Source organism: Dokdonia sp. Asnod1-B02, from assembly GCF_045063955.1.
In the GTDB taxonomy this organism is placed as follows: Bacteria; Bacteroidota; Bacteroidia; order Flavobacteriales; family Flavobacteriaceae; genus Dokdonia.
On sequence record NZ_JBEFNW010000002.1, the window covers coordinates 1,760,704 to 1,786,809 of the forward strand.

The window sequence follows — 26,106 nt, forward strand, 5'->3', positions numbered from 1 at the left end:
TTGAAGAATATTGACTTTAATTGACCAACTTTGGAAACATAAAGATTAATAGTTTGGGGACAAAAAAATTACGAATACTGCTCATTGAGGACGATGCCATTGAGGTAATGAAACTCAAAAGAGCCATAGCAAAGCTAGAAATGAACCATGAGCTCATAGAGGCAAAAAATGGTGAGGAAGCACTTGAAATACTCAAGGATCACACAGTATTACCAGATGTAATATTTTTAGATCTTAATATGCCAAAAATCAATGGTATAGAGTTCTTGAAGATTTTGAAAAAAGACGAAATTTTACGATTTTTACCCACAGTCATGCTCACGACGTCAAGCAACCGCAAGGATATACTAGCCTGTTATGATACAGGAGTGGCAGGTTATATTATTAAACCTTTAAAGTATGATCACTACGTTGAAAAAATAAAATCGGCATTAGAGTATTGGAGTATGAATGAATTAATCAAAGCATAATGAAAGGAATTGTATTTACAGAGTTTTTAGATCTTGTTGAAACAAAATTTGGTTTAGAAATGGTTGACACCATTCTTAATGAATCTGAGTTGCCTTCTAATGGTGTTTATACAGCAGTAGGAACGTATAGTTTTACAGAGATGGTGAGCTTACTTACTAATTTAAGTAAGGAAACAGGACTTGTAATTGATGATTTATTACTGGTATACGGAGAACATTTTTTTACGGTTGTAGAAAAGAGCTATCCATCATTTTTAACCCAATATACAGACCCTATAGAGATGCTTTCATCTATAGAAAATCATATACATGTAGAGGTTAGAAAGATTTATCCAGATGCAGAATTGCCTACTTTTACCATAGAAGAGAAGACTCCAGATAGTCTCGTAATGATCTATAAGTCAAGCAGAGCCATGCATGCCTTTGGTCGCGGATTAATGAATAAAACTTTTGAGTTTTTTAATACAAAAGCTACTATCTTAGTTGAAAAATTAAAAGAAAACGGAACCGAAGTTAAATTCAGCATAGCAACATATGAGTGACCCCAAAATCAAGATGTATGAAAGAGCACTAGCACGTGAAAAAGCTGCTAGAAAAGAAGCCGAGCGTATTCTTGAAGAAAAGTCATTAGAATTATATCACAAATCTGAAGAGTTAAGGGTTTCAAATTCAAAACTTGAAGATATTGTAAAAGAACGCACTTCTGAACTTGAAGGAGTGTTTGAAAACATAGTAGATGCCTATGTGGTCATGGATCTAATGGGGACTGTTATTAAAATGAACCAAGCCGCAGAAGAGCTACTAGGTTACACCATAAAAGATGGTTTAAATTTAATAGAACTCGTACACCCAGATGAAGTTCAAAAAGCATCAAAAGGTTTTGAAGAACTTTATACCGCCGGCTCGGTTACAGATTTCCATATAAAAATAGTTATTGCGAGTGGTAAGACATGCTTAGTACACATTAACGCTAGTTTAGTACGTAATGCCTCAGGAAAAGTTATCGCAGCACAAGGTATTGTAAGAGATATCACCCAAGAAAAAGCCGCAGAGCAGCGACTCATAGATTCAGAAAATAGATTATCTACACTTATTTTAAATCTAGAGAGTGGTATTCTTCTAGAAGATGAGCACCGCAATGTTGTCATTACAAATAATCGCTTTTGCGATTTCTTTAGTATCTCTGCGACTCCAGATCAACTTATTGGAGTAAACTGTGATAATGCAGCTTCAGAAAGCAAGGATCTCTTTAAGAACCCAGAAGAATTTATATCAAGAATAAATACGCTTACGCAAAACAAAGAGCAAGTACTATCTGATGAGCTTAAATTAAAAGATGGTCGCATTTTAGAAAGAGATTTTATTCCAATATATGAGGAGGGTGTTTATAAAGGACACCTCTGGACATATAGAGATGTGACTTTGAGAAGAAAATTTCGCGAAAGCATAGAAGCAGAACGCCATAAATATAGCGACATTATTGCAAATATGAACTTAGGCCTTACTGAGGTAAATCTTGATAATGAGATCTTGATGGTCAATAATAGTTTTGAACTATTATCTGGATATACGGAAGAGGAATTACTTGGGAAAAATGCAAAGGAAATACTACTTACACCAGCATCTCAAAAAAGACTTACTCAAGAGAAAAAGAAAAGATTAAAGGGAGTATCAAATTCATACGAAGTAGAAGTTATAACAAAGAGCGGTGAGTTAAGACACTTGTTAATAAGTGCGGCACCTAATTATAATATTAATGGCAAAGTGATAGGCTCTATAGGTGTACACCTTGACATTACAGAGCTCAAAAGTTTAGAGATACAGAAAGAAAATCTTTTAAAGAAGCTTGAAAAAAGTAATGATGAGTTACAAGAATATGCACATGTAGTCTCTCATGATCTTAAAAGTCCGCTTAGGAGTATAAATGCCCTAGTAAATTGGATTAAGGATGATAATCAAGATAATCTTCCGTCCGAGACTATGAGCCATCTAGAGATGATAGACACCACTTTAGAAAAAATGGAACAGCTTATTTCAGACGTGCTTGAGTACTCCAGCGTAGGATCTGAAAATGCAGCTCCAGAAAAAGTGGATTTACAAGAAGTACTAGCAGATATAGAAACCTTACTTCATTGTCCAGAACATATAACACTAACTATTCATCCAGATTTACCTACGGTAAATGGTGATAAAGTCAAGTTACAACAGTTGTTTCAGAACTTGATGAGTAATGCGATACGCTATTGTGATAAAGAAAAAGGTCTTATAGAAGTAGGTTTTACAGAAAACAAAACTCATTACACGTTTACTGTAAAGGATAATGGAATTGGGATTCCTAAGGAGTATCACGATAAAATATTTAAAATTTTTCAATCACTTAATAACCACAAAGACTCTACTGGTATAGGACTTTCTATCGTGAAGAAAATAGTAGACTTATATAAAGGTAGTATCTGGTTAGAAAGTACCGTAGGAGAGGGCACAACGTTCTTCTTTACACTACAAAAATAACACAATGAAAACAGTACAACTACAACGCGACTCGTCTGGTTCATGGAACTATTTAAGTGAATCTATAGTGCTTAATAATCCGCTGGTGCTTATTCTAGGGAATCGCTTTCTTCTAGAAAAAGAAGGAGTTTGCGAGGAAGTAAGAGACTTATTTCCTTCGGGGCATTTAGTTTTTGGATCTTCTAGTGGTGAGATTGTAACTGGAGCTGTAAATGATAATCACATCACCATAACTGCCATTGAGTTTGAAAAAACCTCCTTTGAGATTCAAACATTTAATATTCATGAGGTAGGAGATGACAGTGAGAAGGCAGGATCTAAAATCGTAAAGAAGTTAACAGCAGAAGGTCTTAAGCATGTTTTTGTATTGTCTGAAGGTAGTTTTGTAAATGGATCTGCTCTTACCAAGGGGATGCAAGAAGCCTTGCCTAATGTTTTAATCACTGGCGGACTTTGTGGAGATGATGCACGTTTTGAAAAGACACTTGCTTCTTATAACGAAGCTCCAAAGGAAGGTGAGATTGTGGTAATTGGTTTTTATGGAGCAACTTTTGAAGCCTCATTTTCAATTTATGGTGGTTGGACCCCTTTTGGACCAGAAAGACTTATCACAAAATCTGATGGTAATATCTTATATGAGATAGATGGTAAACCAGCATTAGATTTATATAAAACATATCTAGGTGACAAAGCAAAAGAACTCCCAGGCTCTGCGCTTATATATCCGCTCAATGTAAAAAGTGCAGAAAATGACCAGTCATTTGTGCGAACTATCTTAAATATAGATGAAGATAAAAACGCGATGATTCTAGCGGGAGATGTGCCAGAGCAATCTAAGGTACAACTTATGATGACTAATATGGATAGCATCGCTTCGGCATCAGAAACAGCGGCATTACGAGCGATGGAAGGAAGAAATAATCCACCACAATTAGCATTGCTTATAAGCTGTATAGGACGTAAATTAGTACTAGATCAACGTATTGAAGAAGAAGTTGAGGAGGTAATGAGTGTGATAGGTGATGATGTTGTGATAAGTGGGATGTACTCTTACGGAGAGATTGCCCCTTTTTACGGAGAACGCAGTTGTAAATTGCACAACCAGACCATGACAATTACCTTAATAAGCGAGTAAATGAATCCACTGTTAAAAAGACAAATACGTAAATATCTTCCTGACGATCTTAAAGATCGTCATGATATGCAGGTCTTTTTTAATGCGGTGGCAGCATCGTATGATAATCTTGACGATCAATTCAAGATGACCCAGCGAGCTATGCAAATAAGCTCAGATGAGTTATTTGAGGCAAATAAGCAGCTTAGAGAAGAATCAGAACGCCAGCAAGGTTTATTAATACGTTTACAGTCTGTTATAAATGCTGTACAACCTTTTGGTGAAGAAGATGGAGACATAGATATTGGAGAAACAAATCTAGCCGAATATATAAGCCAGCAGGCAGAGCAACTTATCCTAGTAAATAGGGATCAAGAATTACTTGTAAAAGAGCTTGCGTTACAAAACCAAGAGCTCAATGATTATGCACACATTGTATCTCATGACCTCAAGTCACCACTGCGCAGTATTGAAGCATTGGTAAGTTGGCTCAAAGAAGATTATGGAGATGCCATAGGCGAGGAGGGGAAAACTCAAATAGGCCTTATAGTTACTCATTTAGAAAAAATGGATGCCCTTATTACGGGTATTTTAAATTACTCTTCTATTGATAAGGAAGTTCGCACAGAGCGACAAATAGACTTAAATGTACTTGTAAAAGAGACGGTAGATCTCATGCATTTACCAGAGCATATCACTATAAAAGTGCATAAAATGCCTACTATTCTTGCAGACCGTTTTAAGATACAGCAGTTATTTCAAAACTTGATAGGCAATGCCGTAAGCAGTATAGATAAGCCACAAGGACTTATAGAGGTAATTGCACGTGATCTGGATGATAGTTACCAATTTGAAATCAAGGATAATGGAAAAGGAATTAATCCAGCATATTTCCATAAGATTTTTCAAGTGTTTCAAAAGCTAGAAAATGATTCGGAAAGCACGGGAATAGGCTTATCTATCGTTAAGAAAATTGTCCATTTTTATGATGGTAAGATTTGGCTTGATAGTGCAGAAGGCGTTGGGACCACATTTTATTTTACACTACCTCAAACTACATAATATGGAACAGCCCAATCTCAATTATATCAAAGAACTTTCAGGAGGAGACGCAGGTTTTGAAAAAAAGCTGATAGGCGTAGTACAAGCAGAATTACCCCAAGAAATTGCCGAGTATGAAGGTAATATGAAGGATTCCGCTTTCGCGAAAGCGGCCGAAAACGTACATAAGATAAAGCACAAATTAGGAATCGTAGGATTAGAGAAAGGATATGAACTCGCCATTGCCTATGAAGATGAGCTTAAGGAGGGAAAGTCTACCTTAAAAGAAGAATTTGATAGCATTCTAACCGCTGTAATCCATTTCATAAAAGATTTATAATCTGTAAATTGCATACTAAATCACAAAATATCTAAATGTTGAACTGTATAATTGTAGATGATGAAACTGCGGCACGTACTATCGTATCGCATTTGTGTAGCCAGGTAGACGAACTCAATGTAATTGATGAGTTTCCTAATGCGATGCAGGCAATCAAGTTTTTAAATAAGAACGAGATTGACCTCATATTCTTAGACATACACATGCCAGATTTTACTGGTTTTGACTTTATAGATTCGCTTAAAAACCCGCCTAAAATTGTACTTACAACCTCAGATCGTGATTTTGCGATAGAGGCTTTTGAGTATGATTGTATTGTAGATTATCTAGTAAAGCCTATAACGCTGCCTAGATTTCTCAAAGCCATGCAAAAAGTAGAGAACTTTAAATCTCCAGTTATTCAAAAAACTACAGCACCTCAAGAAGTAAAACAAGAAGAGGCTTCAGAAAAGGAGATGTATGTAAATATAGATAGGCGTCTTATTAAAATTGAGTTTGATAAAATCTTTCTAGTAGAAGCAAAAGGTGACTACGTACTTATAAAAACAGAAGGAAAAAATTATACCGTACACTCTACACTTAAGAAAATAGAAGAAAAACTACCAGATAGTCTTTTCTTAAAAATACATCGCTCTTACATTATTAATATTAAGAAAATAGTTGATATTGAGGATAATAGCGTCCTGATAGCTAGAGATGTAATCCCAATAAGTCGATCTAACAGACCTGAACTTATGAAGCGTCTTAACTTGCTATAAAACAACAAATTCCATTCGTCTACAGTAAATTACCACTCAACGACAAATAGACCTTTACGGTCGAATAAATTGAAAATCAGGATATAAACAGCCTAATTTTGTTTCTATAATCACATCAATAGAAGCAATATGAAAGCAAATTTCTACTCTCTTACAAGACAATTAATCGCACTAAGCTGCTTGTTGTATTCATTTACAGCCAGCGCACAAGATGTACCTTTTAATTGTGATTTTAGCGCTTATTTGTTTCAATACAATGATGTGTATGCAATTGATCTAGCTTCTGGAAACTCTTTTCTAGCAGCAAAGGACATTACAGCAGGAAACATTAATGCAGCAGCATATAATCCAGCAGATGGTTACATCTGGGGATATTTATCAAGCCCTGCAAAATCTATTGTTAAAATAGGTAAGAACTTTGAGACCACTACCATCACTATTGATGCATTACCATCTGGTAATAAATATGTAGGTGACATAAGCGCTACAGGACAATATTACTTTAAAGCTGGTGGGAGCACATACTACACTGTAGATCTTGATCCAGCATCAGAAACATATACAGAGCTTACTGCAACTGTATCATTATCACAAAGTTTAAATATACACGACTGGGCATTTAATGCGGTAGATAATCAGTTGTATGCTGTAGAAAAAGGAACAAACATATTATATAGAATTAACCCAGAAAATGGACAGGTGCAACCTTTAGGTATCGTACCTATCCTATCAGGACTCAACTATACCTATGGAGCTGTATATTTTGATGCATCGGGACGTTTTTATGTATCTGCAAACCAAACAGGGACTATCTATGTAATACAAAGTGTTCAAGACCTTGATGGAATAGGAGTTATAGATTCAAATCTTTTTGCCTTTGGACCATCAAGTAATAGTAATGATGGCGCACGTTGCCCTACAGCACCAGTTTTACAAGAAATTTGTGATAACGGAATTGATGACGATGGAGACGGACTTATTGATTGTGAAGATCCATCATGCTCGGGATACGGGATGTGTGCGACTATTGATCCAGAAGCATCTACAGGAAATAAAGGAGGACTAGAAAGTAACAATAGACTGTCTAACGCCATTGCAAAACGTAATTTTAATCGTGCAAAGGAGAGTTATGAGTTTAATAAAGACCTTGCGCCACTAGTAGATAAGAAAGAAACCTATGCCGTAAGAACTGCTCAAGCCTTTACGCTTGCAGACCTTATCCCACTAGAGGAAATTGATGAAGATTATGTAGTAGAGTCTACACCTACAGATCTTGTAGCTATCACAAATGCAACAGATGTATATGCTGTAGATTATATAAAAGGAGAGCTCTCAACCGCATCTATACTTGCACTTAAGACAGAAAATGGCGTGTATGAGCACACTAAGTATATCTGTGATCGTTTATTAGGAGCAGAGCTTATCTCTGTCTCTACCATAGCAATTAATGATCAACAATTTATTAAGTCCCTCATTAAAAATATAGATGGGAGTGTAGAATTTGTTTTAAGCCTTTCGGCGAAAATGGTAAACAACGAGACTGAGTTTGCTGTAGAAAGCCACTGGAATCTTGATAGCTATGAAGATGATGTAACATTTTACAACTTCCAAATATGGGCAAACTCGATAGATGATTTACACAAACTAGGACAACAAGTTTTGAATCTTCTAGAAGTACAGAAGCCAGTAACTTCATATAATACCTCGACACCACCTACCATATTTGTAAAAAAAGGAAACTATAACAACGGAGCTTTACAACTAGAAATCATCAATACAAATGCAACCGAAAGTGTGACTTTTGACGCAGGAATAAGAGCAACAGAAACAAGCGAAATTGTAACAACAACCTCTAGCATCTCACTTGGCGAAAATTACATCACACAAGTAACCATAGATACTGGATACTTATTTGACATAGGCTTTAGAATAGGCGACGGGATTAATACTCCAGATGATTTATTCTTATCTGACGGGCCATGGGGAGTAGATGCATCTCAAGAAGGAACAGATGTAGTAACCTATGAGATTTCAGAAAATGAAGAAACATATGGAGATGACACCTATGCTATAGAGCGCAACCTGTCACTCACAGCAACTACAAACAGTTATGTTGCGGCATATAGAGCACTTACAGCACGTTTTCAAGCAGTAGATGTAAGCATGTTTAATGCATTACAAATGACAGCAAAGGGAACAGGAAACTTAGAAATCACCTTTGTAAAGGAAAGTATAGAAATCTGGGAAGATCAGTATAAAGCTACAATAGCACTTACAGATAACTATCAAGATTTTGATATCTCATTTGAGAACTTTACAAGTCCGTCGGGAACACCGTTGTTACTTAATGATCTAGTAACGGTAGTATTTACCATGGTATCTCATGATGGAACGATGGTTACAAAGGAAATGGATGTTAATGATATACAATTTGCAAACTCAGAAGTACTCTCAACAGACGAAAATATAGTGGTAGCAGATGCCTTAATAAATTACCCTAATCCATTTATATCGCAAACAACAATACGCTTACCGCAAGCAAGTGCAACAATACAAATCACAGTAGTAGATATGCTAGGACGCATAGTAGATGTACAAGATATAACAACAAATAACGGAGGCCTAACAGCAGCCTATAACGCTCCTAATTTACAAACAGGTATCTACACTTATAAAATAATAGATAGTACCTCACAACAACACAGTGGCAAGTTTGTCATAAAAAGATAAGTAGTTTTTTGATTTGATTTGATTGATGTTTAGCCATCACCGGGGACGGTGGTGGCTTTTTTTTGTGGGTGGGGTGATAGTTGATAGCTACTGTTTACAATATTCTAGAAGATAAATTTGATCAGTTTCCCTTTAACGTAATATTGTTTCTATGTTCTTTATATAACTGATATATAAAAATTCAAAGAGTGTAGACAGTTGTTCAATTATATTAAAGTGAATTATCTATGAGCTATAAAGTTTCTGAGATGAAGTTTTTTAATCCGTTTCTATTTTCATTTCGGTACTACATGAAGTGCCGCAAATTTTGCAAATTCCATCAATGTAAATTTTTTCATCAAACTTATATTCGATTGGATAATTCAATCCAGTATCAGCTTTTTTACATTTTACGCAATAATTATTCTGGGTAATCCATTCTTGCTCGTCGGAATCTCTTTCATTAAAGTTTTTTTCGATTCTTTGGTAAACAACGTTTTGTAATGAAACGAGTTTATCGTGTGGTTTGGTTTTTTTTAAAATTTCATTGATTCCATATTCCCAGGAAAAATTCGCAATTATTTCAGTTCCAGCTACGGCACAATCTTCGATGTCCTCGTGTGTTGCTGAATAATCTAACATACATAGCCATTGCACTTCTTTCTCTTTTAATTCAATAGAGGCTTGTCGTAAAGATTTCGGAGTATTCCCTCCGAGAGCTTGTTTTGCAATACTTTTTAAAAATTCGTCCTTGTCTTTACCGAAATCCATTTTTTTCTCAAATTACCTTAAGGCTATATTATATTGAAGAGATATTTTTCTAATTACTTCATCAAATTTAAGAAAAAATGATTTCTCTAGTGGATCAATTTTTAAATCTTCCAGTGTGGAATTGAAGACAATTGAACCTCTGTGAGTTTTCTGAAATTCTGAGTGAAGATTATTAATAGTAATAGCTTCTTTTAATATATCGAACTCCTTTTTATCAAGAATTTGATCTAAATCAACATTTAATCTTTTGTCAAAAAAGAATAATAATTCATCAAAACATAAAAGTTTTATCTCAAAATCGTTGAATGATAAAGGGTGTATCTTATCAAGATTACTAAGAGCATATAGAACATTACAAGTTCTCAGAAAATGTCGTTCGTAAATAAAAGTTACCCTATTAATGTTCTCCTCTGATTTGAGAATTTCAAATGACCAATTTGTTGAATGTACTCTATTAATAAGTATTGAAAATGACAATTCTTTTATATCTAGTGTCTCTCTATCATAATTATTTAATTCATTAATAAATTCAATGCGTTTATTGGAGTTTTTTAAATCTGATTGAAGTCTCTTATGATCTTGAAATTTATGATTAATCCACCAATCCTGTAAACGATCTGACGATTTATAAAATTCAACTATATTTTGAATTTGAGAACATATTTCGACAGTCAACTTAGATAATGTGCGTGCTGTCATTTCATAATCGCTAGTTCTTGGGTGTCCAAAAGAGTAGTTTTCTATTTTCCCAACTAATTCATCTTGAATATAAAGAATCTTAACTATTTCTTTTTCAATTTCCGTCTGTTGTGGGTATTCAAAGGGATTACAAGGCACGGCTTATTTTATTTTTAGGTTCGACATCCTCTTCTTTAATGCTTTTAGAATTGTTTGAAGAATTGTTTTATAAAACTAAATATACAATGAATATCGTAGTTCTATAATTCTCAAAACAAACATTATGCTTGTAATATGAATGAGTATTATAACAACAAAAAAACGCCCAAAAGGGCGTTTCTAAATACTTTAAACTAGTAGTAAGGTAGTCTTAAAGATTACATCTTCACAACACCACCCTTAAGCACTTGCCATCTCAGTTTTAAACCTACTTCCATAAACTCAAATCCTGCTGCGGTTGCAGAGGCGATGTTACTGTACTTACCATAAGCACCTACTTGAAAACGGTTAGATATTGCATATTGAAGTCTAGCTTCTAAGCGAAATAACGTAGTAGCCTCATCATCTTCTACTACTTGTAAACCTCCAGCTGCGTTTGCTGCATAGCTCCACTTTCCTGCTTGTCCCGTAAGATCTAAAAACAACTCAACTGCTTGGTATTTTGATGGGCTAAAATATAGCGTAGGCACTTGATCCTTAAAACCTACATACTGGTAATTGATACCACCTTTAAGCGTTGGGTTTTTTGTGAAGTTGTAGTATAAAGAAGTAAATAGTAAGTTACGAGAGTTGCCATCCGTTTGCTGCGTGTGCATAAGACCAGAATACCAACCTAAATTAATGTTTGTTCCCATATTGTAGTTAAGGGAGTAGTTATTCATAAATATCTTCTCGTCTAGTAACGCTGCGTTAAAATCTTGTAACGTTCTGCTGTATCCTATCTCTAAATATTGCAGTGGCAATGGTCTTGATTTTACAAAAATAGATCCATTTACATCTGTATAGTTATTTGCATTTGCGTCTGCTTTTACAAATCCTAGCGTTCCTTCTAACCACGTATTATTAATCACTCTATAGTGAGCACCTATAGATGCATCTGTATTATATGCCATCGTATTTGTAGTCATATTTTCAGTAGTTCTATAGTTATATGAGAACACTGTTTTAAATCTACTTGTAAATGGTAGGGTAGCCGTCATTCCAGCAGAGTATGCTTGGTTATCACCATTATCAGAGGTGTAGGCAGCTCTTGTTTCAATTACTGGAGCTAGGCTACTTTCTATAGTTTTCATTAACCCAGTAGCATCTTTCTGATTAGGGTAGAAGGTTAAGGTATTTTTCGCGAAAGCGTATGCCTCATCCAGATTCCCCTGTGCGCGGTATGCATTTGCAATTCCTAGGTTTCCATCAAAAGAGGCGCTATCCTTCTCGAGGATACCGTTATACACCTCGATACTCTTCTTGAAAGTCCCAGTATACATCCCTAGCGTAGCTTTGAGTGCAGTAACACGCTGGTTTGTAGGGAATGTCACTTTTAGATCGGCAATGGCAGTTCTTGCCGTGGCGTATTTTCCGTTCCAGATGAGTGCCTGGATATAGCGCTCGTTTGCGGTAATAATTTTTGTGGTGTCCGCTTTCGCGAAAGCGATACTCTCCTGCGCTAGTGATAAAGCAAGCTTGTCGTCCTTCTGTAAGTGAGCAACTAATGACTTTCCTACCTGAGAATTTAAGGTATCTGAAAGTTGGTTATACATCGTGTTTGCATTCTCATAATCCTTCTTTGCGATATAAGTATTTGCAAGAGCACTTATGATTTGCTCATCGTTAGGCATATCCTCAAGAGCACTTTTAAGCAATTGTATAGCCGCATCATATTGAAAAGCAGTTGTAAGTTGGTTTGCTTTACCCAAACGCATAAACTTTTTTGACACGGCAGCATTTGCATTGCCAGGTTGTACCGTAAGTGCTTTGTTTACATAAGTGATAGCAGCGTCGTATTCCTTAAGGTTAGAAAGCGTGTTTGCATAACCGAGTAGGGCAGAGAAGCTCGTGCTGTCTTTGGCAACGAGGGTTTCATAAAAGTCCTTTGCAGCGCCAAAATCACTATCCCATAAAAGAGACTCGGCATAGTTTAAGCCAACTTCAAAATCTGTTGGGTAATCTGCTTTTAGTGTTGTAAATAATGATCTAGCTTCTACGCTATCACCGCTCAGACCTAAAGCACGACCGTAACAAAGTCTTGCTGTCTTATTATCTGGGTAGTCTTCTAGTACTTCTCCAAAAAAAGCTTTTGCCTCCTCATATTTTCCAGTTTCTAATAAAGTGAAACCTGCAGACATATCTTGAGCGTATGCTGTGGCACTTAAAAGGAAGACGATAATTAATGTTGCTATTCTCATTACGTTTGTTTTACAGTTGCAAGTTATGGTCATGTATCAAGATTTCAATCTGAAGATAATTGCAACTCATCGACACTTATCGTCGACTGGTGGAGGTTAAGATCTGGTAAAGGGTAGTTTTGAGTTTATAGGTAATAAAAATATTCAATATTTAGCCAAGAACCATCTAATTTTTAGGCTTTTATGTTACGTTGTAAATTGAAATGTGAAAATAGGATAGAGATGAGTTTTAGGTAGAAGTTGTATACATTTTTCAAATGTGGCTTACTCTCATTCTTGAAGTATTTGCTGCTAATATCTCTCCAAATGTGCTTTCCTTTCCTTCTAAGGTTTGATAAATTCTCACTGTTGCTAACATCTCCCCAAATGTGCCTTTCATTCATTCTAAGGTTTGATAAATTCTTACTGTTGCGAACATCTCCCCAAACCCCTCTTCGAAGAGGGGCTTCACTATTTGGTCATCTTTCAAGAGAAGCTTAATATTTTTTACTCCTCCTCTTCGAAGAGGAGGCTGGGTGGAGATGTTTTTGTGTTCGAGTAAGAAAATCGCTACGAACATCTCCCCAAATGTGCTTTCCTTTCCTTCTAAGGTTTGATAAATTCCAACTGTTGCTAACATCTCCCCAAACCCCTCTTCCAAGAGGGGCTTTCATCGTTGTGTGCTCCTCCTCTTCGAAGAGGAGGTTGGGAGGAGATATTTTGCGTGTGAGTGAGAAATTCAAAAAGGTCGGGTAGAGATGTTTTGCGTTCGAGTAAGAAAATCGTTGCGAACATCTTTCCAATTGTGCTTTTTTTTTAAGACTATGATAAATTCCAACTGTTGCGAACATCTCCCCAAACCCCTCTTCGAAGAGGGGCTTGATTTTTTTTACTCCTCCTCTTCGAAGAGGAGGCTGGGTGGAGATGTTTTGCGTTTGAGTGAGAAAAACAACAACTAAGTCAATTACAAACATTCCTCTATTCTATCTTCTATAGCAATAATAACGGCATCTATATTTTTAAACACTTCGTCATTTGTAAATCTTAAAAAGTGCACACCTTTCTCCTCTAGACGACCTTGACGAAGTCCGTCTTCTATGATTTGGTATTCGTGAATGCTTCCATCTAACTCAATAGCAAGACCTATTTCATGACAATAGAAATCGACGATGTAATCTAATAACGGCACTTGTCTATGAAATTCTGCACCGGTTGCCTTTCTTCTGATCTTATCCCAAAGAGTTAATTCGGCTAGCGTCATATTCTTTCTCAGTTCCTGAGCTCGCTCTTTTAAGTCTCTACGATATGGAATTAATCTTTGCATTAGTTTTTATGGTAAATATATGTAAATCAATAACATAGATGATTTTAAATATATTAGGTTGCTAACATCTCCCCAAATGTGCCTTCCATTTATTCTAAGGTTTGATAAATTCTTACTGTTGCTAACATCTCCCCAAATGTACCTTCCTCTCCTTCATACTTCAGTCGTCGGAGGCAGGTTCAAAGAGGGGCTTTCTATTTTTTTACTCCTCCTCTTCGAAGAGGAGGCTGGGAGGAGATGTTTTTTGCGTTTGAGTAAAAAATCGTTGCTAACATCTCCCCAAATGTGCCTTCCATTTATTCTAAGGTTTGATAAATTCTTACTGTTGCTAACATCTCCCCAAATGTACCTTCCTCTCCTTCATACTTCAGTCGTCGGAGGCAGGTATAAAGAGGGGCTTTCTATTTTTTACTCCTCCTCTTCGAAGAGGAGGTCGGGAGGAGATGTTTTACATCTGAGTAAGAAATTCAAAAAGGCCGGGAGGAGATGTTTCACATCCGAGTAATAAGTCCACAATGATTGGGAGGCGATGCTTCACGTCTGAGTAAGAAAAAAAACTAACAATCTAAAAACCCTCTCCTTATATAGTAACAAGTAAAGCTTTCGCGAAAGCGATACAACCACTAAACATGCTTTAAAGAAGAAATACTACCATTCGTCTACAGTAAAAATGTGCTCATCGAAATTTCAACCGAAAGCCTCTTAATTGCTTGCATCTTTGTACCAGAATCAAACAACAAACTATTATGGGACTTACAGTAATAAACAACAAGAGCACATTAAGAATAGTGCACAACGCAAGAACGATGTCAACAGGAGCTACATTAAATGTAGTGCATAGAAAGGTTGATAAGCCAGTTATTCAACTAATGACTTATTAATCAATAATCATGATCGCAATCCAACAAAAAATCAAAAAAGCACTTTCACCAGAGCAAATATTTATGCTCAGTGCCTTTGTAGTAAATGGAGGGAATTACCTCTATAACTTAGGCTTAGGTAGAGTACTAGGACCTGGAGCTTTTGCAGATGCTGCTATATTAATCACATTACTTCTAGTACTATCTTTTGTAGCGATGACTTTCCAACTTGCAGTTGCAAAGTTTACTACAGAGTTTGACGCGTCAAAGCAAGAAGCTTTTGTAAAAAGAGCTTACAAGCAGGCTACCACTTTTGGGATTGTACTCGGAGCGTTGATTGTAGTTTTTGCAACTTCATTACAGTCACTTTTTCAAACGGCATCACCTATAATGTTTACCATTTTTGGAATAGCAGTCCCTCTTTATTTTGTGATGAGTGTAAATCGTGGCAATCTACAAGGACGCAAATCTTTTATTCAACTCTCTGTTACATATCAGCTAGAGATGGTATGCAGGCTCGCTCTTACTTTTGCATTCTTACTGTTTTTCAATATAGAATCCTCTGTAGCAGTATCTACAGCAATAGCAGTTTCTTTTATCGCTGGAGTGTTTCCTTTTAAGAAACTCACTTCAAAAAAAGCGATAGAGACGGCACTTACCTCAAAAGAGAGTAAGGCCGTAACTCAGTTTTTTGTACTTACCGCATGTTATGAACTTACCCAGATCATTTGTAATAACAGTGACATATTATTAGTAAAGCACTTTTTCCCATCGTATGATGCAGGATTATATGCCTCACTAGCACTTATAGGCCGTGTTGTATATTTTGTAACTTGGATGTTTGTAATGTTATTACTTCCTACCGTTGTAACCATGCGTAAAGAGGGTAAAAACTCTGTTCCAGTACTTATGAAGTATGTAGGTTACATCACAGTCCTTGCAAGCGCTATTGTGTTATTCACATTTTTATTCCCATCATTTGCCGTACAGGTTCTCTTTGGAGATCAATATATGGCAATTGCTCCCTTACTTGGCTGGTATGCCCTTGCCACATCTTTTTTTGCCCTATCTAATATTTTTGCCTACTACTATTTATCCCTAGATCATTATAAGCCTATTGTAATTGCGGCCATTTTCGGAGTGTTACAGATAGTGTTAATCATATTATTCCACGATTCATTATTTGAAGTTGTGTTAGCCCAAGTTGCAGCGATGGGTGGTTTACTTATCGCGCAACTACTTTATTTCTGGAAAATGCAAGTAAAGTAAAATATACCCCCAGATTGTAGTTTGCCCTCTTATAGAAGCTGTTGCTTTGATAAGAGGGTTTTGTTTTAGCAATACTTTATAAAACTGCTATTGCCATCCAAGCGTCGTCCTTTTAATATGTTCTACATTGATAAAAGAACACTTTTGATAGCATTCTTAAGTGCTGTAATATAAGCTGTTGGCGTAAATACCTGATAAATCGCCCATTTTCAAAAATCGTTTATCGAAGGTCAATTACCATTCGTCTATACTAATGGTCGAGTAAACGTTTTTCGTCCGCTTTCGCGAAAGCAAAGCCGCATATTTGTACTATCAAAAAAACATAACTACTTAAAAATAAATATCATGGCTTTAGAAATCAACAACATTTACGGAGTAACTTGTATCAAAGGAAAAGTATCTAGCACACACGTTCAAGAAGTAAAAGGATACTTCAAAGCATTACTTACGATACAAGATAATGTCATCATCAACTTATGTGAGATCAAGAAAGGATCTAAGAAGTTAGTAAGAGTTTTAGAAAACTTACAAGCTGAAATCTCAGAAGAAAAATCACTTAAATTTTTCAGCTACCCAGAGCCAGCAGTAAAGGAATTATACGCACAGCTTAATAATGAAGCCAACTATTACCAGGCAGCAGCATAACAAAAAGAATACTACTACAACAACATCAAATCTATATATCATGAAATTAGCAATCGTAACGGCCTATCCACCGAGCAAAGTAACTTTAAACGAATATGCATATCACTTAGTTAAGCACTTTCGTCAAAACCAAGAAGTAACAGAACTTGTACTTCTTACAGATGTAACTCCAGAACAAGCAGATATCACTTTTGAAGAAGATGGATGCGCAATCACAGTAAAGCAGTGCTGGAAATTTAATAGCTTATCTAATGTACTATCCATTGCAAAGGCAGTAAAAGCTACAAAGCCAGATGCCGTACTTTATAACCTGCAGTTTATGAAGTTTGGAGATAAGAAAGTAGCAGCCGCTTTAGGTTTATTTTCTCCTTGGGTTTCTAAGTTAATGGGAGTTAAAACTACGGTGTTACTTCATAATATTATGGAAACTGTAGATCTTGATAGCGCAGGATTTACATCTAATAAACTTAAAATAAAAGCCTATAACTTTATTGGAGAGATGCTTACTCGTGTAGTTCTTAAAGCAGATACTGTAGCACTTACCATAAGCAAGTATGTGACTATCCTAGAAGAAAAGTATAACGCAAAAAATTGCGTACTAATCCCTCATGGTACTTTTGAAATTCCATTAGAACCATCTTACCAAGCTGCTCCTGGTCCTCTTAAGATAATGACTTTTGGAAAATTTGGAACTTATAAAAAAGTAGAAATACTTATAGAAGCAGTACAAAAGGTAAGAGAAAACACAGGACGTGATCTTGAGATTGTAATTGCGGGTACAGATAGCCCTAATACACCAGGATACCTAGCCGAAGTAAAGGAAGCATATAAGCATGTTCCTAATCTCACTTTCACAGGTTATGTAGAAGAAGAAGATGTACCAGTGATATTTTCAGAGAGTGCGATGGTGGTTTTTCCATACACATCTACTACTGGAAGTTCTGGAGTATTGCACCAAGCAGGAAGCTATGGTAAAGCAGTAGTAATGCCAGATCTAGGAGATTTAAGCATCTTAGTAAAAGAAGAAGGGTATAAAGGTGAGTTCTTTAATCCAGAAAGTATGCACAGTCTTGCATCTGGTATAGAAAACCTAGTAATGAATGAAGCATATAGAACAGAAATTGCAAAAGCTAATTACAAAGCAGCAACAGCGTTACCTATGAGCCGTATCGCTCAGATGTACCTAGATGTCTTTGCAGGAAGAAGTACTAATAATAACGAAGTAATATTAAAGGTAGCATAATTACCGATTCTTAATGATCAAATAGGCATCGTCTTTCACCCCAAGTGTATTTACAATTCCAAAAAAAGCCTGTTTGTTCTTTCGCCACGGTAATCTTCCAGCCACTTCAGTCGGTATTTCCCTAAAGTCGTAAAGTGTCCAAGAGAGATAGTGTAAGCTATCTCTTTTCTGGGTTACATAAAACTCCTTAAAATATGCTGCTTGATCTTTCTCATCAGGTCCTAGAGGATTCCATAATCCGTGATAAGCTGCGAGACCAAATTCTTGCAAAACCACAGGCTTGTTAGTTGCATCTGTAAGGGATTTGTGAGCCGCTGCAAGATCCTCAAGATCTTTATAATAATGATAAGAGACAATATCTACATGCTCTTTAAGATGTAGCGCAGCCTCTGGAGAAGACCAGCCTATAGTTACTGGATGCGTATTATCTATAGTCTTGAGATAACCTATTGTTTGACTCAGCCACGATAATACCTCGCGTTCCCCACGACTTTCAAAATCGAGGTTAGGTTCATTTTTAATATCCCAACCTAATAATGCAGGATGATCCTTTACATGAGTGACAATACTATGAAGGTGTGCATTTGTTATCGTCCAGTCTTGTATGCGATAATCTCCATAAAAGTCAAAAAGAGTAACCACAACCTTAAGTTTTGCTTTTTCTGCTTCGTCTAGAAGTGAGGTGAGTTTCTCAAGCTTTTCTTTAGGAACACGTGCTTTTCCAAAATCTTCAAAACCTACAAAGACTCTTATGGAATTAAGTTTAAGATCATTTATAATTTGAAAATCTGTAGCGAGAGTGTCTTTACTAAATGTAGGGCCAAAGGTATCCCAAGGACTTCCTTGTGGGTAATAATTCATGCCTTCTAGCATTGTAAGATCTAGCGGTACAGTTTCATTTTTAATTTCGGTAGGGTGTGAGGCTACTTTTTCAAAATGACGCACTCTCCAAAATCCATCTTCTAGCAGTAGTATGATTTTGTAGTCATTATTAAAAGCTCGTTCTACGAGAAATTGTTCATTTTTAAAAACACGCTCTACACCAGTTACATTGCGATCTGTGAGCACTACTAATGTACCATCTGCACTATAAAATTCTACAGAGAGGTGATGTGTAAGCGTTGTGCTTTCTATATAGGTGTTTGTTTCATTATTAAGTGCTAGCAAGTCAAGAACTTTCCCTCGAGCACGCTCTGTATAATGGTCAAAAATACCCGCATCTTCTCCTGTGTAAAAAGCCCTGTTTTTCACATACCAAGCATCAAGATAGTCTTCTTCTATACTCGCTAGGTTTGCTTCTTCCATAGGCCTTCCAGGGTTTTTAATAGACCGCCAAGTAACTTCTGGTACATAATGACGGTCTTTTGTTTCGTCTAGATGTAGCATTTTACTCCTATCTGCACCCGTATTTAAAAAAGCAATCACCTGACTCACACCATAGAGTATACCTGCATTTATGAGTATAAATCCAGCCAAAATCAAAATGCGATATAGGGTTTTGTTACTTTTCAATCTATTGATATTTGGGTGTTACTTTCTAGTCCTAAACAACGTACTACGACGTCATAAGTTCCAGCAGGATAATTTTCTTCTTTTAGATAAAAGGTAGCCTCACCATTTTTTGTTTGTCCGTTGCGGGTTTCTTTGCCTATGGTTACAGATACGTCAATTCCATTTTGCACCAATTGCCCTAAATAGCTTGTAAGCGGTCCTATGGTCAAGTTTCTTTCGGTTATCGTTGGAGTAGGGATGGAGGTTATGATGGATTTAAATTGCTGCGTTATGGTGTTGCTTTGTGCAATGCCTGTTACGGCTGCTCTTACATTCCACGTGGTAGGTGATTGTGGGTGTAACGCTTTCGCGAAAGCGTACCCATTAACCGTACTTGCCTTATTCTGCCAATGGGCACCTGTTGCATCTGTCATATAGAAGGTAACCAGCGTTCCATCTGTCATCACATTACCATGCTCATCGCGTATTTGCGTACTCTGAAAGCTGATGATCTCGTTGCCATCTGCATAGTTATGATTACTGTTTGCTTCTATTCCGAAATTTTGAGCTATATCTGGAAACACATCTGCTACGAGTTCTTTTGACGAGATATTTTCAAGCGTACTCCCTGTACTCACTCTTCCTGTGCGTAGCGGAGAAGAAATGCGTTTCCACACAAAACCAGAAGTTATAGGATGTGTAGTAGTCGTAACTGCCGACTTAAATTGTGATTTAAGTGCTACTTGAGTGTTGTCTGGAAGGGTGTTATCTAGCGTATCAGTCGGTATGCTCACAAGCATCGTGTAATCACGCACATTTGCAACAATACTACGCGGACCAAGGTATGTTTCAATAGTGCCTAAATGGTTTGTGTTTGGTAATAAGCTGAATTCACCTTCTTGAGTGATGTTCCCATTACTATAAAGACTATAATTCACAACACCACTTCGTTTAGTAAAACTAGGCGGAATGTAAAACTGTGCTGTATTATCTAGTATTTCGGGTTCAACAACGATGGTAGCGTAGGTACTTGATAGAATTAGATAGACTGTTTGCTCATCTAGTGCGCTGCCTGTTTTAATAGATATATACAATCCCTTATCTGTAACTGTTTGATCACCTATATCCTCTAAAGTTATGGCAGTATGTTGCACTGTTTTTACTGCAGCTTTATCTGCACAAGAACAGAATACTGTGAGCAGCGATAGTGCAACGATAGCAAAGGACGATATGTATGTGCTACGATTTATCATTTTGGATTACCCACATAGTTGTTACTGGTAATTGTTATATATGCATACGGCATATTTTTGATAGGTATAAATGATTGCTCACTTCCAGATGTATTTCTTTTTGGTACTACCTTATCAGATATACTCTGGTTAGGTAATCCGTTTACAGAAGCTGTTTTTAATCCAGAGGCTATTTCTATAGGCAAGATATCTGAGTATAATACCTCAGAAAATGGCCTTTTACGTTGCTGGCGCACACTCTCATCTATATACCTGCTTTCTACCCATAACAACTCTTTGTCTTCATTATAGTAGCCTATAAGTAGTTGTGGTATGGTCGCTTCTTCTATACTTGTATTGAAGAGGAAACCATTGAGTGTATTTTCTTCTTGCTTCACCTTAGAAAGATCTACTGCCTGATATAAATCTGTCGTAGCAACATTGGCGCTTACTTGTACTTCAAAGTTGACAGGAATGTCTGTAAGATCAATCTCTGTAAATGCATCTGGAGCGTACGTAGTTGGTTTTTCTTCTGTTGCAGAAGCCCATGCAATACCTTCAAAATTGATGCGGTAAAGTGTTGTTTCCTTTGGTAGTAATTTATGTTTGACTACATCCTTAGCATTAAATCTAGCCAGCTCTTCATTCTCTTCATTATAGATAGCTCCCGTTACAGATATATCTGCTGGAATATTATCTACATTTTGAATTTCTCCCACAATAGCATAGGTCGTGTCTAGTTGTACCAGTCTTGCAGAGAGTACTTCTACTACAGGTTGCTTGAGTACATCTTCATGAAAGGTTTGCTCAGATGTCACAGCACGTTTTCCGTGATTATAATACCTCGTTCCGCTCTGTATGAGAAGCTGCTCTGGCGGTATATCTGGATCAATAGTTTTAGGAACGATATACCATTTGCTTCTCTTTTTGAGCAGTTGTAACTCGTCGTGAGTTTCAATTTCTTTAAGTGGTGTAATCCAGGTAGCATCTACAATTCCTAAAGCAGTGGTATCTGTTTTTGGTATAATGTCTATGTATAGACTATCCAACTTCGCATAAGAACTCAATAAACCATCTGAGACAGAAATCTCGAGCATAAATTGAGATAGTTTCTTGTCACTATCAGGGTCTAGATAAGAATGGGCGCGCTCAAATTCTTTAAAATCTACCGCATCATAATAAGCAGTAACCACATTATTAGCCGATAGTTGGGTGGTGTTTTTTACATAAAATAAATACCCGCCAAAGGCAATTACAATCAGTAAGATAATAGTCCACACCACAGATGTTCGATATAATAGGGAAGGAGCGCGCTTGTAGATAGGAGCAAAGGCAAAGTATAATGGCAGCTCTTTCTTTCTTTTAAAGGAACGCGTCCAGAGCGAACCTAAATGAAGTAGAAATGCAATGATAACTGTGGTAAATGGTATAATTCCCCACATGAGCTTTAAAACTAGCGGAGCATCTTCTCGAGGCAATACACTTGGCAAAGGAGCGATGCCTGCTTTTTCCCATACCATAATACCATTTTCTAGTAAGCTCAATCTGTGCCAACCAGCAAAATAAAGTAGAGGATCATAAAACTTGTCGTTTGAAAAAACATACTTCAAATGGTATTTTTCTGGTACCGTAAGAAACTGCTGGAGTGACCCTATACCTTCTATACCTCTATATTTTGAATTTTCCAAACGCTCTACCGCTCTTGTAGTAAGTTCTGGTAATCTTCTTGCAGAGTGGTAATCACCATCTACCGTAGTAGCCTTAGTTTGTGCAGAGAGCCATGCCATTTGGTCTCCAAAACCTAATGGTAAGTATCTCCATTTGTAATGCTCATCTTCATTTAAGAAGTTTACAATAGGCGTCATTTTTATAGCATCTGGCTGACTCGGTCTAAACTTTCCTAAGGTTATCGTGAATATGGCGATAAAGATGAAGAGGAATGATAAGAATGCCCCAGACGCTCTATGTACTAGTGTCCCCCATTTTTCTTGTAAGTAGTCTTTGTAATCACCTTCTACAAAGCGATAACAGAACTCTCCAAAAACGGGCAGCGCCATAATAGACGCCCACAAGGTAAAACGATCTAAGGTTAAGATATTAAAGGCGTTTTCTCCCAGCATTGCTAGAGGAACGGGAGTTGTTCCGCCGGTTCCTAAAATCAATAACAAGGTAAATGATATCCCAAAAAAGAGTAGTCTCTTACTGTAATACCTATAGAAAAAGTAAGGAAGTAAGAACATTAAAAGCCCCCAAGGAATCACAAAGAATACTAAACCAGAGGAGAGCACTTCAAGAAAATTATCCCTAGATCCATGCGGAATAGGTACCTGTGTGATGGGATTATTTTTTGTGTTTACCCAGTATGGAAAAATGCAACCTACGATAAGCACGAGCGAGCAAGCTCCAAATATAACGATTCGCCTTAAGTGGGTCCATACCGCTTTCGCGAAAGCGATAACAGTAACCTCTTTTGTACTATTCACCTTTTCTCTCGCAGCATCCATTACCACCATACCTAACAGTGGGAATATAAAAAAGATCATCCCAAATATAGGAGTGACATGATGTGAAGTAACAGTAACCGAAAGTAATGCAAGGGCTTTAAATAGGTGTCGTTTGCGTGCTGTCTTTACCCAGAGATATATTTCGGGGAGGCAGTGCATTAATACGGAGATACCTATAATACTAGGTAGTTGCCCAAAAATGTGTAGCGTCTCTACGAAAGAGGAGCTAAAAACAGCCATCAATGCGGCATATCCTGCAACCTTCTTATTAGGTATTAAGACTTTGGTAAAGCGATAGACACCAGTAATAAATAGCACAACGCCTGTAAGTGCAACTGTAAACATCCCAAATTTGAGTCCGCCTATATAGGACAGGGCACCAATGGTTTGATGTACAAGTGGCGGATAGCCCATAACGGTAAAGCCGGTATACCAACTATAACTCCACGGCTCAAACCAGCTCGTTGCATAATGATTTGCAAAAAACAAATGTATAAGCGCGTCATATGTGAGCTCTACAGTAAAGAACATAGCCGTCCCGTGGAAAATCATTCCAAGGAGCACGGCGCTTACTAGGTATTTGTTTGTTTTTGACTGCATTGTTTGGGAGTGAAAAGATACCCTTTTTAATATTCTGAATCAAAGATAGTTCTTTCGATAAATGGTTCATCCTTCGACGAGTGGTAACCGTCTATAGTAAGCCGCCAGCCATCGAAAACACTGGCTGTCAACGAGAAAAGCGAGGTATGTTTGTACTGTAAAACAATAACAACACACAAAAACACACATTATGAAAACTGGAATAATCATCCCTTGCTACAACGAAGAAAAGAGACTTAACACAAACGCATTTGTGTCATTCATTAAAGAAAACAGCGATTATCATTTATGTTTTGTAAATGACGGAAGTAAAGATAAAACGCTAGAGGTTCTTTATAGTATGAAAGAACAAGCGCCTAATGCAATAAGCATTGTAGATGTAAAAAAGAACTCTGGTAAAGCAACAGCTGTAAGAGCAGGAGCTAGATTCTTATATAGCAAGTCTACTATCTCTACGATAGGATTTATGGATGCAGACCTCTCAACAGACTTCAGAGATTTTAAGGACCTCGTTAAAACTCTGAAGACTGAGGGAAAGCTCGTAGTATTCGGTTCTAGAAACGCTTTAGGAAGCGGTACGATAGAACGCAACTTTATGAGAAACATGTTTTCAAAATTTGTGAAGCAGTTTATCTTACTAATCTTAGGATTACCTATAAGAGACACGCAGTGTGGAGCAAAAGTATTTACAAGAAGCATCGTGCCTGTAGTATATGACAATGCTTTTACTAGCAGATGGTTATTTGATGTTGAGATCTTCTTACGTCTTAAGAGCTACCTAGGAAAAGAAAACACAATGAAGAACATCTTTGAGCAGCCACTTATGAGATGGGTACACGTAGATGATTCTAAGTTAGGAATGAAAGACGCTTTACAAATCCCAATGAATCTTACACAAATCTGGATGAACTATGCTTTTCAAAGCAATACAGCAGCCAGCGCAATCCCTACAGAATTTGCATTAGACACTATGTCTCAAGAATTTTCTATAGCAGCATAATAATTACTGTTTCCTAGTCCCCATAAAACATCATTTATCCACATCAAACCTACTATTATGAACATCTATCCAATAAAATTTGAGCCTATCCTTCAAGAAAAAATCTGGGGAGGATCTAAACTACAATCGGTACTTAACAAGAAATGTACTAGCGATACGACTGGTGAGAGTTGGGAAATATCTGGAGTAGAAGGAAATATATCACAGGTAGCAAACGGATTATACGAGGGAGAATCACTGGTTTCTCTTTTAGAAAACCACACAAGCGAATTTGTAGGAGCTGCAAATTATGAACGATTTGGAAATGAGTTTCCGTTGCTTATAAAGTTTTTAGATGCAAAGACAAATCTTTCTGTACAAGTACACCCAGATGATGAGATGGCACAAAGAGATCATAACTCATACGGTAAAACCGAAATGTGGTATATCATGGACCATGAAGAAGAAGCAGAGATCATATTAGGTCTTAAAGATAAAAACGCAAATACAGAAATCTTACGTGATGTGACAGGAGATAATGTATACGACGTATTTAATAAAGAAAAAGTAACAAGAGGTGATGCATATTTTATTCCTGCAGGAAAGATACACGCCATAGGAGCAGGTGTACTGGCAGCAGAGATACAGCAAACCTCAGATATCACCTATAGAGTATATGACTGGGATCGCACAGATAAAGAAGGTCAAAAAAGAGATTTACACCTTGACCAGTCTGTTGCTGCGACAAGAGAATTTTATGAAGAGTGTAAGAAAGAGTGTAAAACGGAAGGAAATACTTCATCAAATGTGGTAGCCTGTGATTACTTTACTACAAATGTGTTACGAGTAAATAAAACTTTTGAGAAATCTTATGCAAACCTTGACTCTTTTGTAATCCTTATGTGTGTTGAGGGTTGTGCCTCAGTAACCGTAAATAATAAGACAGAGATTGTATTTAAAGGTGAGACCATCTTACTTCCAGCAAATTCTAAAGAAGCTTTTTTCTTTGCAAAGGATGCTCAATTTCTAGAAGTATATATTGATTAATAAATTAAATCTGTACGCAAATTCCTTAGTAAATCTAGGATGTACGTTGTTGTTATTGTTACTTCTATTAGATCAAGCAATACTAAGGTTACGTAGAGATTATATAATAAATCCTCATTGTCATCGGACTGTGAGGATTTTT

General features: G+C 36.8%; 23 protein-coding genes. 14 read left to right on the forward strand and 9 right to left on the reverse strand.

Features of this window, described 5'->3' with window-relative positions; genetic code table 11:
• Window positions 1-53: 53 nt before the first annotated feature.
• The 8 genes from ACJJVU_RS08110 (at window position 54) to ACJJVU_RS08145 (ending at window position 8,964) form a co-directional block, all read left to right on the forward strand.
• Window positions 54-470, forward strand: a complete 417-nt coding sequence (locus ACJJVU_RS08110) for a response regulator (protein WP_108879318.1) — start codon at window positions 54-56, stop codon at window positions 468-470.
• Complete coding sequence (locus ACJJVU_RS08115) at window positions 470-1,012, forward strand: heme NO-binding domain-containing protein (RefSeq protein ID WP_339849500.1); 543 nt, start codon at window positions 470-472, stop codon at window positions 1,010-1,012. Before ACJJVU_RS08110 ends, ACJJVU_RS08115 begins: the two co-directional genes overlap by 1 nt.
• Entirely contained in the window at window positions 1,005-2,981 is a 1,977-nt protein-coding gene (locus tag ACJJVU_RS08120; RefSeq protein WP_405224028.1) for a PAS domain S-box protein, read from the forward strand. Before ACJJVU_RS08115 ends, ACJJVU_RS08120 begins: the two co-directional genes overlap by 8 nt.
• A gap of 4 nt (window positions 2,982-2,985) precedes the next feature.
• Window positions 2,986-4,116 carry an FIST signal transduction protein gene (locus ACJJVU_RS08125; RefSeq protein WP_405224030.1) on the forward strand — a complete coding sequence of 377 codons (1,131 nt, stop codon included), beginning with the start codon at window positions 2,986-2,988 and terminating at the stop codon, window positions 4,114-4,116.
• Window positions 4,117-5,157, forward strand: a complete 1,041-nt coding sequence (locus ACJJVU_RS08130) for an ATP-binding protein (protein WP_405224032.1) — start codon at window positions 4,117-4,119, stop codon at window positions 5,155-5,157.
• Between the two features lies 1 nt (window position 5,158).
• The gene (locus ACJJVU_RS08135; RefSeq protein ID WP_405224034.1) at window positions 5,159-5,476 is read left to right on the forward strand and encodes an Hpt domain-containing protein; all 318 of its coding nucleotides are present in this window, start codon (window positions 5,159-5,161) and stop codon (window positions 5,474-5,476) included.
• 38 nt (window positions 5,477-5,514) lie between these two features.
• Entirely contained in the window at window positions 5,515-6,234 is a 720-nt protein-coding gene (locus ACJJVU_RS08140; RefSeq protein WP_405227487.1) for a LytR/AlgR family response regulator transcription factor, read from the forward strand.
• A gap of 129 nt (window positions 6,235-6,363) precedes the next feature.
• Entirely contained in the window at window positions 6,364-8,964 is a 2,601-nt protein-coding gene (locus ACJJVU_RS08145) for a DUF6923 family protein (protein WP_405224036.1), read from the forward strand.
• 258 nt (window positions 8,965-9,222) lie between these two features.
• Here the strand turns inward: ACJJVU_RS08145 and ACJJVU_RS08150 are convergent, their stop codons facing one another.
• The 6 genes from ACJJVU_RS08150 to ACJJVU_RS08175 all read right to left on the reverse strand — a co-directional run bounded on the left by ACJJVU_RS08150 (window position 9,223) and on the right by ACJJVU_RS08175 (window position 14,094).
• Window positions 9,223-9,714 carry a hypothetical protein gene (locus tag ACJJVU_RS08150; protein WP_405224038.1) on the reverse strand — a complete coding sequence of 164 codons (492 nt, stop codon included), beginning with the start codon at window positions 9,712-9,714 and terminating at the stop codon, window positions 9,223-9,225.
• Between the two features lie 12 nt (window positions 9,715-9,726).
• Window positions 9,727-10,551, reverse strand: a complete 825-nt coding sequence (locus tag ACJJVU_RS08155; RefSeq protein WP_405224040.1) for a hypothetical protein — start codon at window positions 10,549-10,551, stop codon at window positions 9,727-9,729.
• A gap of 218 nt (window positions 10,552-10,769) precedes the next feature.
• Entirely contained in the window at window positions 10,770-12,791 is a 2,022-nt protein-coding gene (locus ACJJVU_RS08160; RefSeq protein ID WP_405224042.1) for a tetratricopeptide repeat protein, read from the reverse strand.
• A gap of 253 nt (window positions 12,792-13,044) precedes the next feature.
• Window positions 13,045-13,170, reverse strand: a complete 126-nt coding sequence (locus tag ACJJVU_RS08165; RefSeq protein ID WP_405224044.1) for a hypothetical protein — start codon at window positions 13,168-13,170, stop codon at window positions 13,045-13,047.
• Window positions 13,171-13,267: 97 nt separating this feature from the next.
• Window positions 13,268-13,744: a hypothetical protein gene (locus ACJJVU_RS08170; protein ID WP_405224046.1), complete on the reverse strand. Its 477-nt coding sequence runs from the start codon at window positions 13,742-13,744 to the stop codon at window positions 13,268-13,270.
• A complete protein-coding gene (locus ACJJVU_RS08175; RefSeq protein ID WP_405224048.1) occupies window positions 13,735-14,094 on the reverse strand; it encodes an endonuclease domain-containing protein in 360 nt (119 codons plus the stop codon). The genes ACJJVU_RS08170 and ACJJVU_RS08175 overlap by 10 nt, the downstream gene beginning before the upstream one ends.
• Window positions 14,095-14,840: 746 nt before the next feature.
• On the opposite strand from ACJJVU_RS08175, the gene ACJJVU_RS08180 reads away from it, so the two are divergent.
• The 4 genes from ACJJVU_RS08180 (at window position 14,841) to ACJJVU_RS08195 (ending at window position 18,111) form a co-directional block, all read left to right on the forward strand.
• On the forward strand, window positions 14,841-14,975 hold the full coding sequence (locus ACJJVU_RS08180; RefSeq protein ID WP_262497446.1) for a hypothetical protein: 135 nt from the start codon (window positions 14,841-14,843) through the stop codon (window positions 14,973-14,975).
• A 9-nt stretch (window positions 14,976-14,984) separates the two neighbouring features.
• Window positions 14,985-16,223 carry an oligosaccharide flippase family protein gene (locus ACJJVU_RS08185; RefSeq protein ID WP_405224050.1) on the forward strand — a complete coding sequence of 413 codons (1,239 nt, stop codon included), beginning with the start codon at window positions 14,985-14,987 and terminating at the stop codon, window positions 16,221-16,223.
• A 345-nt stretch (window positions 16,224-16,568) separates the two neighbouring features.
• Complete coding sequence (locus ACJJVU_RS08190) at window positions 16,569-16,868, forward strand: hypothetical protein (RefSeq protein ID WP_405224052.1); 300 nt, start codon at window positions 16,569-16,571, stop codon at window positions 16,866-16,868.
• Window positions 16,869-16,908: 40 nt separating this feature from the next.
• Window positions 16,909-18,111, forward strand: a complete 1,203-nt coding sequence (locus ACJJVU_RS08195) for a glycosyltransferase (RefSeq protein ID WP_405224054.1) — start codon at window positions 16,909-16,911, stop codon at window positions 18,109-18,111.
• Here ACJJVU_RS08195 and ACJJVU_RS08200 read toward each other — a convergent pair whose 3' ends face one another.
• Genes ACJJVU_RS08200 through ACJJVU_RS08210 form a run of 3 tightly spaced genes read right to left on the reverse strand, consistent with a single transcriptional unit; the run spans window position 18,112 to window position 23,938 of the window.
• Window positions 18,112-19,623: a glycoside hydrolase family 2 TIM barrel-domain containing protein gene (locus ACJJVU_RS08200; protein ID WP_405224056.1), complete on the reverse strand. Its 1,512-nt coding sequence runs from the start codon at window positions 19,621-19,623 to the stop codon at window positions 18,112-18,114. It abuts the gene before it with no gap.
• Window positions 19,620-20,855, reverse strand: coding sequence for a hypothetical protein (locus ACJJVU_RS08205; protein ID WP_405224058.1), 1,236 nt, complete (start codon window positions 20,853-20,855; stop codon window positions 19,620-19,622). The genes ACJJVU_RS08200 and ACJJVU_RS08205 overlap by 4 nt, the downstream gene beginning before the upstream one ends.
• A complete protein-coding gene (locus tag ACJJVU_RS08210) occupies window positions 20,852-23,938 on the reverse strand; it encodes a hypothetical protein (protein WP_405224060.1) in 3,087 nt (1,028 codons plus the stop codon). Before ACJJVU_RS08210 ends, ACJJVU_RS08205 begins: the two co-directional genes overlap by 4 nt.
• 190 nt (window positions 23,939-24,128) lie before the next feature.
• On the opposite strand from ACJJVU_RS08210, the gene ACJJVU_RS08215 reads away from it, so the two are divergent.
• Together ACJJVU_RS08215 and ACJJVU_RS08220 are read left to right on the forward strand one after the other, a co-directional pair.
• Window positions 24,129-24,938 (forward strand): dolichyl-phosphate beta-glucosyltransferase, encoded by an 810-nt coding sequence (locus ACJJVU_RS08215; RefSeq protein ID WP_298327643.1) that lies wholly within the window; start codon window positions 24,129-24,131, stop codon window positions 24,936-24,938.
• Window positions 24,939-24,995: 57 nt separating this feature from the next.
• Entirely contained in the window at window positions 24,996-25,964 is a 969-nt protein-coding gene (locus ACJJVU_RS08220; protein WP_298327646.1) for a type I phosphomannose isomerase catalytic subunit, read from the forward strand.
• Window positions 25,965-26,106 lie beyond the last annotated feature (142 nt).

Excerpts from the sequence above, each read along its gene's own strand:
- ACJJVU_RS08115 (WP_339849500.1), top strand. The coding sequence starts at position 470 with ATGAAAGGAATTGTATTTACAGAGTTTTTAGATCTTGTTGAAACAAAA.
- ACJJVU_RS08120 (WP_405224028.1), top strand. The coding sequence starts at position 1,005 with ATGAGTGACCCCAAAATCAAGATGTATGAAAGAGCACTAGCACGTGAA.
- ACJJVU_RS08125 (WP_405224030.1), top strand. The coding sequence starts at position 2,986 with ATGAAAACAGTACAACTACAACGCGACTCGTCTGGTTCATGGAACTAT.
- ACJJVU_RS08130 (WP_405224032.1), top strand. The coding sequence starts at position 4,117 with ATGAATCCACTGTTAAAAAGACAAATACGTAAATATCTTCCTGACGAT.
- ACJJVU_RS08135 (WP_405224034.1), top strand. The coding sequence starts at position 5,159 with ATGGAACAGCCCAATCTCAATTATATCAAAGAACTTTCAGGAGGAGAC.
- ACJJVU_RS08145 (WP_405224036.1), top strand. The coding sequence starts at position 6,364 with ATGAAAGCAAATTTCTACTCTCTTACAAGACAATTAATCGCACTAAGC.
- ACJJVU_RS08150 (WP_405224038.1), bottom strand. The coding sequence starts at position 9,714 with ATGGATTTCGGTAAAGACAAGGACGAATTTTTAAAAAGTATTGCAAAA.
- ACJJVU_RS08160 (WP_405224042.1), bottom strand. The coding sequence starts at position 12,791 with ATGAGAATAGCAACATTAATTATCGTCTTCCTTTTAAGTGCCACAGCA.
- ACJJVU_RS08165 (WP_405224044.1), bottom strand. The coding sequence starts at position 13,170 with ATGAAAGGCACATTTGGGGAGATGTTAGCAACAGTGAGAATTTATCAA.
- ACJJVU_RS08170 (WP_405224046.1), bottom strand. The coding sequence starts at position 13,744 with ATGTTTGTAATTGACTTAGTTGTTGTTTTTCTCACTCAAACGCAAAAC.
- ACJJVU_RS08175 (WP_405224048.1), bottom strand. The coding sequence starts at position 14,094 with ATGCAAAGATTAATTCCATATCGTAGAGACTTAAAAGAGCGAGCTCAG.
- ACJJVU_RS08180 (WP_262497446.1), top strand. The coding sequence starts at position 14,841 with ATGGGACTTACAGTAATAAACAACAAGAGCACATTAAGAATAGTGCAC.
- ACJJVU_RS08185 (WP_405224050.1), top strand. The coding sequence starts at position 14,985 with ATGATCGCAATCCAACAAAAAATCAAAAAAGCACTTTCACCAGAGCAA.
- ACJJVU_RS08190 (WP_405224052.1), top strand. The coding sequence starts at position 16,569 with ATGGCTTTAGAAATCAACAACATTTACGGAGTAACTTGTATCAAAGGA.
- ACJJVU_RS08195 (WP_405224054.1), top strand. The coding sequence starts at position 16,909 with ATGAAATTAGCAATCGTAACGGCCTATCCACCGAGCAAAGTAACTTTA.
- ACJJVU_RS08205 (WP_405224058.1), bottom strand. The coding sequence starts at position 20,855 with ATGATAAATCGTAGCACATACATATCGTCCTTTGCTATCGTTGCACTA.
- ACJJVU_RS08210 (WP_405224060.1), bottom strand. The coding sequence starts at position 23,938 with ATGCAGTCAAAAACAAACAAATACCTAGTAAGCGCCGTGCTCCTTGGA.
- ACJJVU_RS08215 (WP_298327643.1), top strand. The coding sequence starts at position 24,129 with ATGAAAACTGGAATAATCATCCCTTGCTACAACGAAGAAAAGAGACTT.
- ACJJVU_RS08220 (WP_298327646.1), top strand. The coding sequence starts at position 24,996 with ATGAACATCTATCCAATAAAATTTGAGCCTATCCTTCAAGAAAAAATC.